General features: G+C 42.8%; 10 protein-coding genes and 1 pseudogene. 4 read left to right on the top strand and 7 right to left on the bottom strand.

Annotated features, from left to right (window positions below; translation table 11 throughout):
• The first annotated feature begins 203 nt into the window (after positions 1-203).
• The 3 genes from WG8_RS01985 (at position 204) to WG8_RS26155 (ending at position 2,338) form a co-directional block, all read left to right on the top strand.
• Complete coding sequence (locus tag WG8_RS01985) at positions 204-1,016, top strand: SDR family NAD(P)-dependent oxidoreductase (RefSeq protein ID WP_232289034.1); 813 nt, start codon at positions 204-206, stop codon at positions 1,014-1,016.
• A 156-nt stretch (positions 1,017-1,172) separates the two neighbouring features.
• Positions 1,173-1,925 carry an SDR family oxidoreductase gene (locus WG8_RS01980; RefSeq protein WP_007428375.1) on the top strand — a complete coding sequence of 251 codons (753 nt, stop codon included), beginning with the start codon at positions 1,173-1,175 and terminating at the stop codon, positions 1,923-1,925.
• Between the two features lie 92 nt (positions 1,926-2,017).
• Positions 2,018-2,338 carry a helix-turn-helix domain-containing protein gene (locus tag WG8_RS26155; protein ID WP_232289033.1) on the top strand — a complete coding sequence of 107 codons (321 nt, stop codon included), beginning with the start codon at positions 2,018-2,020 and terminating at the stop codon, positions 2,336-2,338.
• Between the two features lie 456 nt (positions 2,339-2,794).
• Here the strand turns inward: WG8_RS26155 and WG8_RS01975 are convergent, their stop codons facing one another.
• The 6 genes and pseudogenes from WG8_RS01975 to WG8_RS01950 all read right to left on the bottom strand — a co-directional run bounded on the left by WG8_RS01975 (position 2,795) and on the right by WG8_RS01950 (position 15,050).
• The gene (locus WG8_RS01975) at positions 2,795-4,144 is read right to left on the bottom strand and encodes an efflux RND transporter periplasmic adaptor subunit (RefSeq protein ID WP_007428373.1); all 1,350 of its coding nucleotides are present in this window, start codon (positions 4,142-4,144) and stop codon (positions 2,795-2,797) included.
• Positions 4,145-4,177: 33 nt separating this feature from the next.
• Positions 4,178-7,311 (bottom strand): annotated as a pseudogene (locus tag WG8_RS01970) (efflux RND transporter permease subunit).
• Between the two features lie 400 nt (positions 7,312-7,711).
• Entirely contained in the window at positions 7,712-9,139 is a 1,428-nt protein-coding gene (locus WG8_RS01965) for a sensor histidine kinase (protein WP_007428370.1), read from the bottom strand.
• A complete protein-coding gene (locus WG8_RS01960) occupies positions 9,111-9,821 on the bottom strand; it encodes a response regulator transcription factor (protein WP_007428369.1) in 711 nt (236 codons plus the stop codon). Before WG8_RS01960 ends, WG8_RS01965 begins: the two co-directional genes overlap by 29 nt.
• Positions 9,822-10,536: 715 nt before the next feature.
• Entirely contained in the window at positions 10,537-13,644 is a 3,108-nt protein-coding gene (locus WG8_RS01955) for an efflux RND transporter permease subunit (protein WP_007428368.1), read from the bottom strand.
• On the bottom strand, positions 13,641-15,050 hold the full coding sequence (locus WG8_RS01950; RefSeq protein ID WP_411829314.1) for an efflux RND transporter periplasmic adaptor subunit: 1,410 nt from the start codon (positions 15,048-15,050) through the stop codon (positions 13,641-13,643). Before WG8_RS01950 ends, WG8_RS01955 begins: the two co-directional genes overlap by 4 nt.
• A gap of 305 nt (positions 15,051-15,355) precedes the next feature.
• On the opposite strand from WG8_RS01950, the gene WG8_RS29270 reads away from it, so the two are divergent.
• A complete protein-coding gene (locus WG8_RS29270; RefSeq protein WP_043890691.1) occupies positions 15,356-15,913 on the top strand; it encodes a TetR/AcrR family transcriptional regulator C-terminal domain-containing protein in 558 nt (185 codons plus the stop codon).
• 146 nt (positions 15,914-16,059) lie between these two features.
• On the opposite strand, the gene WG8_RS27685 is transcribed toward WG8_RS29270, so the two are convergent.
• Positions 16,060-16,372, bottom strand: a 313-nt coding sequence (locus WG8_RS27685; protein ID WP_007428365.1) for an ABC transporter permease, incomplete at its 5' end; no start/stop codon positions are given.

Genomic DNA, 16,372 nt, shown 5'->3' with positions numbered 1-16,372 from the left:
TTTTGCGCTTTTTGTGTAAGTTGGTGAAGAAAACCTAAACTAAACGTACCCGTTAGTTCAATAAGGTATCCCCAAGTTAAAGCAAACATTTAATTTTCCCATGCTTTCCTGACATAAATTTCCCATCAAATCAGGTACATAGGTCTACCTTATCTTTAGCCATTTGTAAACTCTCCATTCAATAATGATAATGGTCAAATCAAGTGAATGTGACTATTAATTATCATATCGCTGAATATCGACCATTGAATGGTTTAATTCTACGTTCTACAATTAAAAACGCCAAACGCAATCAAACTTCATCAATTCAAAAAGGAGATAAACGTATGAAAATATTAGCGATAGTTGGAGCAGGTAAGGGGCTCGGATTGTCCTTGGCCAAGCGCTTTGGCAAAGAAGGCTTTCAAGTAGCATTAATTGCGCGAAATGCCGTAAAGCTTCAAGAAATGGAAGACGAACTAAAAGCCGCTGGTATCGAAGCTTCTTCTTTTACAGCTGATATTTACAGTAAAGAACAAATTGAACAGGCTATTACCGGAATTAAAGCAAAGTATGGCAAAATCGATGTGCTGGAATTCAGTCCTACACCGGGTAATTTTCCTCCGACTTCTGTATTGGAATTAACGGTGGAAAATGCAAGGGACCAATTTGAAGGCTATGTTGTCAGCGCCATCAATGTCGTAAATGCCGTATTGCCGGATATGCTGGCGAGGAAAGAAGGGTCCCTGCTATTTACAACAGGACTATCCGCCATGTATCCCGTTCCAATGATGGGGAATATCGGTATCGCAATGTCGGGATTACGCAATTATATTGCCAATCTTCATTCTGAACTGTCGCCAAAAGGCATTTTCGTTAGTCATCGATCCTTAGGTTTGTTTATGAAGGAAACAGGGGCTGGTACATTTGATGATCCAGATGTTATTGCAAATATGTGGTACCAAGCCTACGTAGAAAAAAATGTATGGGAAGAAGAGTATCCAAAAGGCGTTTCTCCTCAAACCGTCGTATTCTAAACAAAAGTAGCAATTAAATACAACGACCAGTCGCACCAACTCTGGACTACCTTTCCAAGAAGTACGGAGTACGGAGTGCCCAGCGCTCAGGCTCACTTTTTGAACATTTGTATGTTGTAGAATCATTCAGACACACGAAGGTGGAGGTTTTACAAAATGAAGCTTACAGGAAATACGATTTTTATTACAGGCGGCGGTACAGGAATTGGGCGCGGGCTAGCAGAAGCTCTCCACAAACTTGGAAACAAAGTGATTATCTCTGGTCGGCGTAAAGAGCGTCTGGAGGAGACGATCAAAGCGAATCCCGGCATGTCCGCAGTAGAGCTGAATGTACAGGATCCCGCCAGCATTAAGGCGGTCGCCAAGCAGTTAATCGAAGAATACCCGGATTTAAATGTCTTGTTTAACAACGCCGGCATCGGTACGGCAGATAACCCGGCAGACGTGATTGACGAAGATGTTTTGGTTTCGACCGTCACGACAAACTTGCTCGGGCCGATCCGTATGTCGTCTGCGTTAATGGAGCATTTGAAGTCCAAAGAAGAAGCGGTTATTATCAACATGACTTCGTCACTTGGATTCGTGCCACTGGCGATGGCTGCTGTTTATAGTGCGACGAAAGCAGCGCTCCATTCCTATACGCTGTCCCAACGGTACATGCTTAAAGATACATCGGTGAAAGTCATGGAAATTGCGCCGCCAATGGTTAAAACGGAAATAAACAATAACGATCCGCGTGGGATGCCTCTTGCATCATTCATTGAAGAAACGTTGAAGGTACTTGGTACGGATGCGTACGAGGTTATAGTGGAAGAAGCGAAAATGTTTCGAAATAACCCGGGCCCGAACGAAGGTATTTTTGTGACCCAGTTAAACAATATGATGTATGAATCGCCAAAGGGTCATTAATCCGCTCTATGTGCAAAGTGAAATTTAAACGAGAATAATCAGGAGAATTCTCTAATTATTCTCGTTTAAATACCATATACTTCAAATGAATAATGTCCCGCACTCATACTTTTTTGCAATCCGTTGTAGACAATTCTTACGTACCTTCCGGTCGCGTTAAAGCGGTATGCCTATCTCCTTCTCGACTTTCCCATTTGTTCAAAAAACAGGTGGGTGATTCCATCATCGAAACATTGATCAAATACCGATTAAACCAAGCCGAAAAGCTGATAAAATATACGATACGTCCAATTACTGAGATTGCGCTTGGAGTTGGGTTTAATTCCCCTGATTATTTTTCAAGAAAATTTACCGATTATTTTGGAGTGAACCCATCGAAATATCGCAAACAGCAAAGGGATAGAGTGAACTAGCTGAAATAGTAGCATATAAAGAGGACGTGACCGATGTCTCTAGAAGATTCGTACCGCGAGTACGAGCAAAAGGAAACATTTGAAGATCGGAGCCTGGAGGAAATAGAGGCCAAGAGTACTAAATAGTCCCCCTTCATTTGATCCTTAAATAGAAAAAAACCTTGATACATCAGCACTTCCAATGTTTCAAGGGTCAAAATTGTCTCAACCATGTGTTGCTGTTCCTCAGTAATCACTGTTCTACTTGTAATATACAATGGTTTTAAAAGTCATTATAAGGGGTGGTGCCAGCGAAACTGACACCACCCGCAAAGTATATGAATATATATGTAGATCCTATTCTCGGAGTCTCATATTGCGAAAATATACGCCAAGCCTATACCGGCTCGACGTTTTCCTTTAAACAATACCTAAGTTTTAGCCTGATCACTGAAAAACAGTGGCCGGTTCAGCATATTATTGATTTACGATCACTACCTCTGCACCGTCAGAAAGCATAGTTGCACCTTTTACAACGATTTTCTGCCCCTCTGTGAGGCCATCTGTCACTTTCACTTGATCAGAACTCTTTTCTCCCGTTGTAATCTCTACCTGTTTGGCTACATTTCCTTCTATTATATAGACGTATTTTGCGCCCACCGTCTCCGTTACAGCAGCCTGGGGAATAAGTAGTCCTTCCGCTCCCCCTGATTGGATGTACACATTGGCTACCATGCCTGCCTTGAGTGTATTTGAAGGATTAACTATGGAAATCTCAACAGGATAAGCCTTCAGTTTCTGATCCATGACCGAATTGATCGCCGTAACCTTAGCGTTGATACTCTTATCTAAAGAAGGAATACCAACAGTTACAGAGGCACCTACATTGAGATTCATCATCTCTGACTCGGCCAAATTAACTTTTGCAAGGATTGGATTGGTATGCGCAATGGTGACCACGGAAGCCTGAGAACTGACAATCTGCCCGACCGTTCCACTGACTGCCGAAATGGTTCCAGACACAGGAGCTTTAACCGTAGCGTCCGCCAATTGGCTGCGGGCTGTCTCAAGAGCAGAGCGCGCCTGTTCGACATTGGCTTGAGCTACATCCACACCGGTGTTTTTACGGGCCAACTCTAGTGATTTTATGGCGTTTTGGTATGTCGTTTGTGCACTTTCCAACGAGGAACGGGCGTTGCTCAACGTCAGCCTTGCATTATCCAATGAGCTTTGCGCCTGCCTCGCTGTCGTCTGTACTTGTTCTAGCTCACTCTGGGATACCGCACCTGCCGCAAACAACTGCTGTGTGCGGTTCAGGTTGTTTTTCGCATCCCGCAGAGAGCTCTCCGCATCCGCAAGCGAGTTCTGTGCCTGATCTATGGAACTTTGCTGCTGAACGAGGGCAGATTTAGCCTGGTCAACACCGGATTCAGCCTGCTGTATGGACTCTTTGGAACTGCTCTGTGCTTGTTTCAGATTGGCAAGCGCAACGTTGTAGGATTCCTGGTACTGTTTGATGCTGTCACGGATATCCTTTTGGTCTAGCGCGAACAAAACTTGACCCTCATTAACAGTTTGGCCGATTTTCAAGTCGATGCTTTCAATTGTACTGGTGATCTTGGGAGATACCTGGACTGTCTTGTTAGGAGCCAGAGTACCAACAACACCCGCTTCATCTACAATACTCCCCCTTATAACTTCGCCTACTTCTACAGCTATGGCCGTTTGTTCCGCGGACGCGGCTGTCGGGAGTTCTTCCCCCGAGCAACCAGCCAGTGCCATGGACAAAGCCATAGCTGATAACAAGCTAATACTTTTTTTATTCATGGTTTTCTCACCTCACTATATTCTGCTTATCTATTAGGCTTGTGCACTATGATGCTCAAGTTTGGCCTGTTTTTGGGCCTCTCTTTTCTGCTGTCGTTTCACTTTACGAATATTGCGTCTAACCGTAATGTTATCCAACAAAATATATACGACAGGAATCAGAATCAGTGTAATTACCGACGCAAAAGCAAGACCGAATACAACGACAACTCCCATGGGCGCCATCATCTGGTTACTTGGATCAACGGAAAATGCCATTGGCAGCAAGGCAAGAACTGTCGCAAGCGAAGTCATAAGAATGGGCCGCAAACGTTCGGAAGAGGCCAGTAATATTGCCTTTTCCCTGTCCATTCCTTCTTTGCGGAGCTGGATAATAAAGTCAATCATAACAATCGCGTTATTAACGACAAGGCCTACCAGCATAATATATCCGACAAAAGCCATGACACTTAAACTTGTTCCCGTTAACACCAAAGCTAGAACAACTCCTATAAAAGTTGGCGGAATTGAGAACATAATAACAAATGGAGTAAACATGGACTCAAACTGACCAGCCATAACCATATAAATAAGAACAACGGAAAGTAAAACTGCAATACCGAGGTTTACAAAGGACTCTATCATCTGCTCTTCTTCACCGCCGCCTGTATCAACAGAGTAGCCTTTAGGAAGTTGCAGATTATTTATTAGTGTAGTAACTTGCTGGTTAACACTACTTCCATCTCCCTCGCCTACATCTGCAGTAATTGTCACCTGACGGACTTGATTCTCACGTGTAATCGTGTCAGGCACTTCCACCTGATTCAGAGTTGTCACTGCAGATAGTGGAACATTAAGACCTTGGTCGGTCGTAATCCGAAACTTCTCAAGATAGGAGAAGTCCTGTCTGTATGCCTCGGGCAATGAGATCTGAACATCAATCTGACTGTCTCCGGTACGGAATTTGGTAACATCCTCACCATGGAAGGAAGTCTGCACTGCCGACAATATCTGTGATGCCGATAATCCGTAATGGGATGCAAACTGACGATTAACCTTCACTTCATACTCTTTACGGACGGAATCCAGCGTGCTGCTCACGTTAACAGTTCCTTTAATATTTTTAACCTGCGCGACGAGTTGATCGGAGAGCTCTCGTATACATCAATATCGTCGCCTCTCAAGTTAATTTGTACACCAGCTCCAGCAGAGAAGCTTTCGGCCGCGCTGATTGTAACATCTGCATCCGGTATATTGGTGATTTTACTGCGCAGTTCAGTGACTACTTGATCGGTGGAACGAGTACGTTCATCGATAAGCGTTACGCTGATTGTGGCTGCCTTTGACGTACTTTCGGTACTATATCCACCAGAAGAACCGACATTTGCCGTCACTTTATCCAATTCAGGGATATTCAGTAATTCATTTTCTACTTGCTTGACAACCTTATTCGTCTCCTCCAGCTTCGTTCCATTAGGCATTTTTATCGAAATATTAAATTGCCCTTGGTCTTCACTCGGAATAAAAGTGAACTTGATTAATGGTGTCAGCGCTCCTGCACCTATAAACATAAGAATTGTAATCGTAATAACGGTCTTTCTGTGATGAATACTCCAATCTAGCACGTTACCGTAGCCTTTTTTGAACTTCTCGAATCCAATATTGAACCAAACAATTGGATTTATACCCCGATAATTGCCTGACGTATATTCTGACTCATCCGGAAGCTCAGGCAGAAAGCGGGAACTGAGCATTGGAACGATCATCAACGAAACAATCAATGCGGCAATGTGGGAGAAAATTACCGTTAACGCAAGTGGCCTGAACAGTTCTCCTGCAATCCCGCCTACGAATACAACCGGTAGAAAAACTACGATCTGGGCAAGTGCCGACGCCATAACGGCATTACCAACCTGCTTGGAGCCTTCAATGGCACCCTGCAGCATGCTTTTCCCCTCATGCCGTTGCCTGAAGATGTTCTCAATAATAACAACTGCAAAGTCTACAAAAGAACCAAGGCCCAACAGCAAACCGCTAAGCGATATAATATTGATCGTCTGATTGGTGAAATACATCATCATGAACGTAGCCACGAATGAAATCGGAATAACAATAGACGCAATGATGGTAGAACGGGCACTGTTCAGGAACAATAATAGAACGATGGCTGCTATCACAAGTCCCAAAATCGCATGCTCTATTAACAGATGCACAGAATCGCTGATCGGCTTGGAGGAATCTGTAATCAACTCAAGTTTTGTGCCTTCTGGCAGCTCCTGCTGAATGGAGTCCAGACTTCCCTTTACAGCATTGGCAATCTGCAAAGTGTTGCCTCCAGATGCTTTAGTAATCCCAATATTTATGCTGGGTTCTCCGTTGTAAGTGGAGATAGACTTTACATCGGAATAAGCGTCCTTTATTGTAGCTATTGCGTTCAATTTGACAGCACCAGAGCCTACTGGAATCAGGGTTTCACCTATCTCTAAGACTGCATCGTATTCTCCCTGTACACGAATTTGCACTTCGGTATTCCCTTTCGTCACAGCACCGGCAGAGCCCGACAGGTTATTAGCTGAAAGCGCTTGGGCTACCTGACCTAGTGTTATCCCGTAGCTTTCAAGTTTGCTTGGATCCAGAAGTATACGAATTAAGCGATCCTGTCCCCCTGCTACGCTTACTGAGGCTACCCCTGCTATCCTTTCAAGACTCGGTTGGACAATATCCTCAGCAATCGGCCTTAACGTATTAACATCACTATCTCCAGTTAAAGAGAGGTTAACAATGGGCTCTGCATTCAAATCCAGTTTCATTACCCTTGGAGAATCGGCGGAGTCAGGCAAAGCATTCTTGACACTGTCCAGACTATCCCTGATATTTAAAGCCGCCTGATCCATATCAACCCCCCAATTGAACTGAACGGTCACCATGGATGAGCCTTCCAGCGATTGAGAACTGATCGTATCTACGTTCTCTACCAATCCAAGACTGCTTTCAATCGGCTTGGTTACCATTTCCTCAACTTCCGAAGGTGTAGCACCCATCACACTGGTTACAACTGCTATAACGGGATTTTGCATTTCCGGCAATTGCTCAACTGGAAGCCTTAACGCAAATATGCCGCCCGCGATAAATAAAGCCACAACCAGCATAAAGACGGTTACAGGACGGCGTATTGAAAACTGTGACATCTACTCACTCCCCAAGTGATTTTATATGTATAAATCGCCATACCTTCGAGTTCACTCTGTAATAAGACAGAGGTTTCACTTAGGAGGCAAAATATAAATATTAACAAATCCACTTAGAATTATAGGAAACGACTCTTAATATTGCATAAATTGAATCTAAGGATTGTCATAAGATTATCCAAAGATTATAAAATTCGAAAAAGCTGGCGCCGATATATTACCGACGCCAGCTTGCTGCCTAGGAACTTTTTCAATGTCTAACTTAATGAGGTCTTGATCACATTGTTTTTCATGTTTTAGTTGTTTATTTTGAACTCGAATGTTTGTCAGGTTAAGGGCCGCATTTTATTCATTATTTTCCTTTGTATCCTTGATTGCTCTCCCCTCCTAAACTCAATTCTTATTTAATCAGATGAATAGTGAAAATAGATGATTCGCTCCCCTCCGAACGCAAGGTTAGGGTACCGCCCATTTTCTCTGTATTTTTGAGTGCAATCGCAAGACCAAGTCCTGTACCGCCTGTATGAGTGCGTGCCTGGTCACCACGGACAAAGGGATCGAAAATCGTAGTCCACAATTCCTTGGGGATGCCCTTTCCGGTATCAGCTATTTCAATGCTAACATCCTGTTCATGATCAAACAGTTCAACCCGCAAATGAGTGCCCTTCGGATTATATGATAACGCATTGGAGATTAGATTTTGGATAACTCGGCTCAGCAGTTCTGGATCATATTGAGCAAAGACATCGTGGGGAGGAATAGAAACGTTTAATAAAAAATCTTTTTGCTCCACCTCGCCATAGACATCGGCAAGCCGTTCCCGCAAAAACTCACCGATTTCCCGCCGTTCCACCTCCGGCTTAAAATCAGGCGTGTCCACTTTAAATAACTCCAGCATATTTTGAATGAGTTGTGCTACCTGGGTGGATTTATTGTAAATATAAGTGAGATATTTTTTCTGCCGGTCCCTGTCTTCTCCCCTCCCTTCCACAAGCGCTTGGGCGTATCCGTGAATGCTCGTGATAGGGGTTTTGAGGTCATGAGATAAATCCATCATCAAACGCTGCTTACTTTCCTGCGCAATATGTTTCTCAAAAGTGGTTGTCTCGATAACATCCGCCATATAGTTAAACCTTTCCTCAATAAGCATGAACTCTTTCTCGGCTGAGATCGACAGCCTTTTGCTATAGTTACCCGCAATCATTTCATTGAGCCCTTGCAAGATTGAGTCCAGTGGTTTCTGAATTCGACGCGCAATCCAGTAACTATATCCAAAGACCAGAAGAATGATTGAAGCAATAAAGAGAAGGACGTAAAAGGGAATCGGATTTGGGGGCTGGATAGCTAGTTGGCTGTCATAAACAGAGATACTGACCAAATTACGCGGAATCTTGACGACTATATACCTTATTATCTTTTCTGAATCTTCGACCTCTGACATAGAATAGTAATATCCCTGATCGCGGGAATTACCCAGCAGGTCGTAGAGTCCATCTTGCGAATAATAAAATATTGTATCCTTTTTGTCCCCTACTACTTGCTCTACATGACGCTGCTCATCAAGAATTTCAATCCAGCCCTCACTTTGGAACAACCTGTCTAATTCAGTTCCACCACCTTGTTGCCAGTCCGCAATGTAGTCACGTGCGGCTACCTTAAGTTCAGGAACGACTTTCCTGTCATTCAGGGACGTGGGTGCTTTTCCTAATGAAATCAGACCTTGTAGAGCTACAAAAAGCACAATCACAAATAGCATAAACAATAAAAAATCAATGACCAGTGAGGATTGTAGTCTACGATTATTTCTCGGTTTCCAAAGATGCTTCAATTTTGTATCCCAACCCTCTGATTGTTTTTAAATATTGCGGCTGTCTCGGATCTTGCTCAATTTTCTCACGAATATTACTGATATGAACCATGATGGTACTATCCTCATAGGCATAGTAATCTTCCCATACGCTTTCATATATACGCTTGCGGGTAAAAACACGGCCTGGTACAGACATTAGCAGATCCATTATTTTGTACTCCGTGTATGTCAAAGCCACAGGATTTCCTTGACGAAATAGAGTACACTGATCTCGATCTAATACGAGATCGCCAAGGACTTGGATATTCTCCTCCGTGGGATTGGAAGCCATTTCAAATCTGTAGGCCCTTCGAATCAATGCTTCCACACGTGCCACGACTTCCAAGGGATTAAAGGGCTTGGCAATATAATCGTCTGCGCCTAGACCCAGACCGAGAACTTTGTCAGACGCCTGGGTTCTTGCCGATAAAAAAAGTACTGGCATCAGATGGGACTTGCGTATTTTCTTAAGTAACTGCAGACCATCAATGCCTGGCATCATGATGTCAAGAATCGCGAGATGAATACGCTCGCGTTGTATAATTTCCCATGCCATATGTCCATGATCTGCACAATACACCTCATAATCCTTTTCAAGATATAACTGAAGCAGCTCTGAAATCTCCGGTTCGTCATCTGCAATTAGAATACGGTACTTCATATTTTATATTTTCCCACTTTCAATGAAAGGATTTTATTTACGCATAGTTTACCTCTAAAATAAAGACGATTGTCAACTATTGTATTATAATGAACCACTCTTAATCCTTTATAAATTCAATCTAAAGATAATCTGAAGATTTTTTCACTTTTTAAATACATTATCCTTTCTAACGTATATACGACTTATCTCAATTATAATCGCTCATAATTTCGTTCATAGGTGCACCCATTTTTTAACGAGCCTAAGGATTGGTTCCACCCTCTAAAAAAACCGAAAACCTTGATCCATCAATATATTTGATGAATCAAGGTCCCCGCCTTTGCCTAAAACATATATTGAAAACCAGTCTAGTTCTTATTGATATTTGTCTCAACTATAATAGTTACTCACACACTTCTTGTGAGTTACGGTTATAGTTGAGACGAAAGCCACACCATTTCGCCCTATAATTTCAGTAATAATTGATACTTTTCATGTTTATTTTAATTATAAATGATACTTTTCGGATCATCCAACTTCAATTAGCAAAAAATCTGTACATCAATTATGCAAGCCAAAATAAAAGTGCCCAGGGAGCTTCCCTGGGCTTTAACAGTGAATCCTTTTTTCGAGAATCACTGGATGGCAGCCTAAATAATTTCCTTCCTCTTGCTATCCTTAATTCATATTCCTCCTAAAATCCCAATCCCTTACTATCGCAGGTTCTGAGAGTTTAGGGCATTGGAGCTTGAGCCGAAGGCAGTTCTTTCTTTAGTCTGCGTCTTAGTTTAAGTTTTGCCACCAGCATATAAAGAGATGGTACCACAAATAAAGTCAGGAGTGTAGAAAACAGCAAGCCAAAAATAATAGTATAAGCAAGCGGTTTAAACAGCAAACTGCCTGTTACCGCGATTGGAATCATGCCTACGATTGCTGTTAATGAGGTTAGCAATATTGGTCGGAACCGTGCTCTTGTGGCTGCAATAACCGATTCCTCCAGCCCTGTTCCCTCATGACGAGCATCCTCAATAAATTCTATCATTACAATCCCGTTTCGAACGACAATACCAGCGAGTGAAATGATACCCATAATACTCATAAACCCAAATGGCAATCCGCTAACGAAGATACCAATAACCCCCCCAGCCGCCGCCAAGTAGACAGTGGTCATTACAATGGCTGAAATGGATATGGAGTAGAACTGTAGTGTAACTAGAATTATTATCAAAAAGATAACTACAACATATAGTTTTCCTAATTCTGCGAATATTTCATTTTGGTCAGAAGTTTCCCCACTGGTTTCCCACTTATACCCCTCTGGGAATGAGATTTGCCCAAGTTGTCCACGCAACTCTCCTGAAGCCTCAGTTGCGGTTCGTCCTTCCAGCTCCGATTCTATCGTAACAGAACGCTCCAGGTTGTAATGATTAATCTGTTGTATGGAAAACGTCGGGTTAACCTCTACAAGCTGTGATAATGGGACTTGTGTTCCAGAAGCACTAGTTACATTGAGGCGCTGTAACAATAAATTGGGATCGGTCCCTTCTTCATCTATATAGACATTGATATCGATTAAATTCGAGCCAGTATCAAAATCACTAACAGTTACTCCCTCATTAAGCAGCAATAAAGTCTGTGTTAGATCAGCATAGCTGACAAGGTACTCATCCATCGCCTGTTGGTTGACTTTCAGCTCCAAAGCGTAGCGTTCGATTCCCATATTGTCTGTAATAGACTTAGTTCCATCGATTTTAGTAATCGATTCACGCACTTGTTGGGTAAGCCGTTGAAGCTGATCGGTATCAGGCCCAGTAACCCTAACAGAGATTGGTTTCCCCACTGGAAACCCCATGGTCGGAATTCTTTCTGTAATCTTGACGCCGGGATAGTTGTCTATGAAATACTGATTCCATTGTTCAGGTGTTTGCTTCAAATCAAAAATACCTTCTTTGCCAATAAAACTTATCTGGCCATAAACATCTCCTTCTTCAGCACTACTATTCATGTCGCTAAAAAGTTGAGGAGCACCTCCCCCAATAGCATAACTAATCTTCTCAGTCTCAGGCTGCTGTTTAATCCATGCCGCTACATCATTTACAACTCGATTGGTTTCCGTGAAGGATGTGCCAACAGGCAGCTCTATATTTAAGATCATATTCGGATCTTCCGCATCAGGAAAAAGACTGATAGGAGTAAATAGAACCAGACCGTAAGCAGCCGTTGCGAATAACAGCCCTGTAAGTGCCGTGCGCAGTGGTTTTTTCACGATTTTGGGCATTAGTTTATCCGAGTACAAATGAGTCAGAGATTGAATTTGTCGGCCTAGTAACCCTGCTGGTTTAATTCTTCTATTACTGTTCTTATGTTTGTGTTGACGCCGAGTCTCGTACCATTCCCGGAATATGGGAATAATGGAAAGAGACATTAACATAGATGCCAGCATTGTTAATGCAATGATGATCGGAATCGGCTTAATGAAAGATCCCGCATCCCCGGCGAGGAAAAGCAAGGGGATAAATGCAAAAATGGTTGCGAGCGTGGCAGTTACTATTGAGACTGACACTTCCTTGGCGCCCTTAAGTGCAGCTTCTGCCGGACTTTCTCCAAAATCGGTTAACCTGCGTTCTATATTGTCATTAACAACTACTGCATCGTCTACAAGAATACCAAGTACAATGATTAGTCCAACTACGGATATCTGATTAAGTGTGACACCAAACGGTGAGAAAAAAATCATAGCTATTGCAATAGATACCGGGATAGCCAAAGCGACAAAAGAAGAAGTCAAAAGATTTAATCCCAGCGTACAAATTAGGAGTACGGCAGCAATGGCCATGAGCATCTCACGAGAGAGATCGCCTAGTATTTCGGATACTTTATCTTGTTGAGCGAATAGAGTAACGAACTGTACATTCTCAGGCAAGCCTTTTTCTAATTCTGCCAGTTTTTCATTTACTCTCTCGTTCATGGAAGGCACGTCTGTGCCAGTCTCCGCGCCAAGGGAAATACGAATGGCTGGTTTACCTGACACATAGGCGTAATACACTGCATCTTCATGAGTGAGTCGAGCAGTACCAATGTCACTAAGATACACTGGCGATCCAGATTGGGTACGGGTAATAATGAGCCGATTCAATTCTTCTACATCTTCAATCTCTTTGATGATTAATTGATAAGTTCGTTCATTAAATTCCACATCACCAGTCGGTACCAAATCCGTGCGTCCCTGCACAGCTTGAACGACACGTCCCCAAGAGAGTTGATATTGCTGCAGCTTCTGGGTGTCAATCGCAATTCTGACCTCCTGATCTGGAAGGCCTGTGATGGATACATCAGAAATTCCATCAAGCGCCCCCAGTTGGTCTTCCCAGGTTGTCATTGCATTACTTAGTTCATATAGCGTATCTCTGGAGTCTGCGGTGATGGCATAGGAACCAATGAAAGAGCTTAAAAGCTCATCGTTGATAACAGGGGTCTCAGCGCCATCCGGCAATTCAGACTGAGCGTCCTCAACTTTCTTGCGCATCTCAGTCCATACGACTTTTGGATCTGCGTCATCCTCTGCCTCAACCATAATTGTCGAGACTCCATTGCCTGAAGTGGAGGTGATTTCGCTAACTCCCTCTACTTCCTTAATCTTTTGCTCTAACTCTTTAGTAACGGTTTGTTCCACTTTCTCTGGAGATGCACCAGGATAAATGGTCATAACCATCGCCTGTCTAATGGTGATGTCAGGTGATTCCTGGTTGGGCAGTTGGAAAAGGCAAAACGCACCAATCACAACAGCCATTATAAAGAATAAAATTGTTATTTTTCTTTTTTTCACAAAATAGGAGATCATTTATTGCTTCCTCCTGTTGACTGAATAGTATCTCCATCAAAGAGCGAAGAGGCGCCCTTGATTACGATACGATCTCCTTCGCTGAGGCCTGAGACGACCAGCAATTTGTTATTACTCATCTGACTCCCTAATTGGATATTCGTCATAACAGCCTTGCCTTCTACCTCTTTAAATACATAGGGCTGATTGCCAGTACGAATGACCGCCTCGACAGGAACAAGTAATCCCTGCTTTTCAGAGAGTTCGCGAGCTGCTTTTACCACTTGTCCTGGCAGCCAATCGTGCGATGAGTTAGGAATGACAACTTCGACATTAATTGTACCGGTATTTGCGTTTGTTGCTGCGTAAATTGCAGAGACCGTTCCAGTTCGATTTTTATCGTACAAGGTGATGTTGACTTTCTGTCCCTTTTTCCAATCCTGAATTTCACCGTCTGGAACGGGGAGTAGCACCTTTAATTTATCTATGCTTCCAAGCTGGTAAACCGTTTGACCTGAGGCAACCAGTTCTCCCGACTCGATTTGTTTTCCAAGTATAACGCCATTGAATGGAGAAGATAACGTTGTGCGAGATAGCGCTAGTTCAGCCTGTTCCTTGGCCAGTTTTGCTTTCCCTAATGCTGCTTCAGCCTGTTCTTTGGACGCCTCGGCTTGAAGTAATGTAGCTGAAGCTGATGATTGACCCGCCAACGCCTCCTTAAGCGAAGCTTGGGCGACATCTCTATCTTCAACAGTAGCACCCTCCAACTGAAGTGATAATGATTCACGTGCACTTTCAAGATCTTTCTCGGCACTTAATAACTGGAGCTGGGCATTTTCTTGTTCAGAGCGTGTTGCAGCGCCAGCTTCATACAATTGATGTACACGGCTAGCATCGGCTTTCGCTTTGTCATAGGCACTTTGGGCTTTATCGACAATTGTCTTGGTTTTAGCTATTTCCTGACTACGAGCCCCATTGTTGACTTTGCGCAGGCTAGCTTGAGCACTTTCTACTCTAGCCTCAGCAGTCTCAAAGGAGGATTGGGCTGATTGAATACCAGCCTCAGAATTTTTGATTGCAGCCTGCGCCTCCTGTATAGATGTTTCCGCCTGTGAAAGCTGGAGTTGGTAATCGGACTGATCCAACTGCGCAATTACGCTTCCTCTGGTTACAGAAGCACCCGGTTTTGGAGAAGCCGATTCCACTCGTCCATTGATTTCAAATGTAATTGCTCGCTCTTCATAAGCCTGCAGTGTTCCGGAGAGATCATATACCGTACTTAGAGGTTCTTTAGCTAATACCATCATCGCTACATTGGTGTCGCTAGCATGTGCAACTTCTTCCGAAGCGGAATTATTCGCAGAGCATCCTGCAACAAGAACAGTGATGGTTAGCATGACTGGTAGCATAAGTTTTTTGCTCGTAATCAATTGATTTACATCCTCCCTGAATAAAATAAGTAAACACTCATCAGGATATATCGTTCTTCATTAATAATAGATCCAAACTTTTGGAGATATGGGACTAACTCCGTAGCATTGTTTAGCAATTGCTGTTCATGAGCAGTGAGATGATGTTCTGTACTTAATTTGGCCATTAATATCTCTTCTTTATTTATACATATGTATATTTAAAATGCATTTGTTGGATAAATAATATAATGTATAATAAGATCCATCAACCGACAAAAATACGAATATGTCGAATAACGATACGGAGAGATGAATCTGTCATGGATAATAAAACAACCAAGGACCTTAGAGTCAAACGAACTCATAAGCTTCTACACTATGCTCTATTTGAGTTAATGGAGAAACAACCGTTTGAAAATATCACCGTGAAGCAGATCTGCGATTTAGCGATGGTACATCGAACTACGTTCTATACGCATTTTCAGGATAAATTTGATTTGCTTTCAAGTTCTATGCGACAAATTGCCGAAGATGAATTTAAGGGTTTTGTTGAGGTTTCCCTTTCTCCATCTGATAATTTCAAGGAATTACTTTCGATAGCAATGAAACATAAAAAATTGTTTTCGCAGCTTCTATCTGAAGAGAGGGATTCCTTGAGAAGTCTGTTAAGAAGAGATATCGGAATAGGCATGAAGAAGTACTTGGTTGAGCATTTCTCAATAGAAGATATTTCCATCGATATGCAAATTAAAGTAGAGGCCTTTATTGGAGCCGTTCTTGGCGTGTTAACTTGGTGGATTGAGAACAATATGCCGATTGATAAAGAGGAATTGTACAAGAAGATGGATATCTTTTCAGAATGGACATTCGGAAAATAAAAATAATCTAAAAAAGCCAGTAGAAACAAGGGATTATGTTTCTACTGGCTTTAAAAAGGTATCAAACACATCCCCAAGAAAGTCTCAGTTATTGACCAAATTCGTCTCAATTATAACCGTAACTCACACAAGACTTTGAAAAAAATCTAAATCTTATAGGCCTTCATGGCCTTTCTTAGCTCTTTAAAAGTAGGACGTTTGCCATACATTAGAACGCCTGTACGGTAAATCTTGGCGGCCAGCCAGCCGAAGAACAGGATGGAGGCGACCAGAATGGCAAGTGACAGCCATATTTCCAGCAGGCTTGCCCGTTCCAAACCAATTCGCAGCAGCATGACGGTCGGAGAAAAGAATGGAATGTATCCAGCGACCTTGACGAACATCGTGTCAGGTGCGGCTATATTGAAGATACCGATATAAAAGGCCGCCAGTGACAGCACGGTAATCGGCATGATCGCC

Source organism: Paenibacillus sp. Aloe-11 (assembly GCF_000245715.1).
In the GTDB taxonomy this organism is placed as follows: Bacteria; Bacillota; Bacilli; order Paenibacillales; family Paenibacillaceae; genus Paenibacillus; species Paenibacillus kribbensis.
The sequence above is the reverse complement of the archived record's forward strand: the minus strand, read 5'-3'. Positions and strand labels throughout refer to the sequence as shown.

Coding starts and splice junctions, on each gene's coding strand:
- WG8_RS01980 (WP_007428375.1), top strand. CDS start 1,173: ATGAAGCTTACAGGAAATACGATTTTTATTACAGGCGGCGGTACAGGA.
- WG8_RS26155 (WP_232289033.1), top strand. CDS start 2,018: ATGTCCCGCACTCATACTTTTTTGCAATCCGTTGTAGACAATTCTTAC.
- WG8_RS01975 (WP_007428373.1), bottom strand. CDS start 4,144: ATGAATAAAAAAAGTATTAGCTTGTTATCAGCTATGGCTTTGTCCATG.
- WG8_RS01960 (WP_007428369.1), bottom strand. CDS start 9,821: ATGAAGTACCGTATTCTAATTGCAGATGACGAACCGGAGATTTCAGAG.
- WG8_RS01955 (WP_007428368.1), bottom strand. CDS start 13,644: ATGATCTCCTATTTTGTGAAAAAAAGAAAAATAACAATTTTATTCTTT.
- WG8_RS29270 (WP_043890691.1), top strand. CDS start 15,356: ATGGATAATAAAACAACCAAGGACCTTAGAGTCAAACGAACTCATAAG.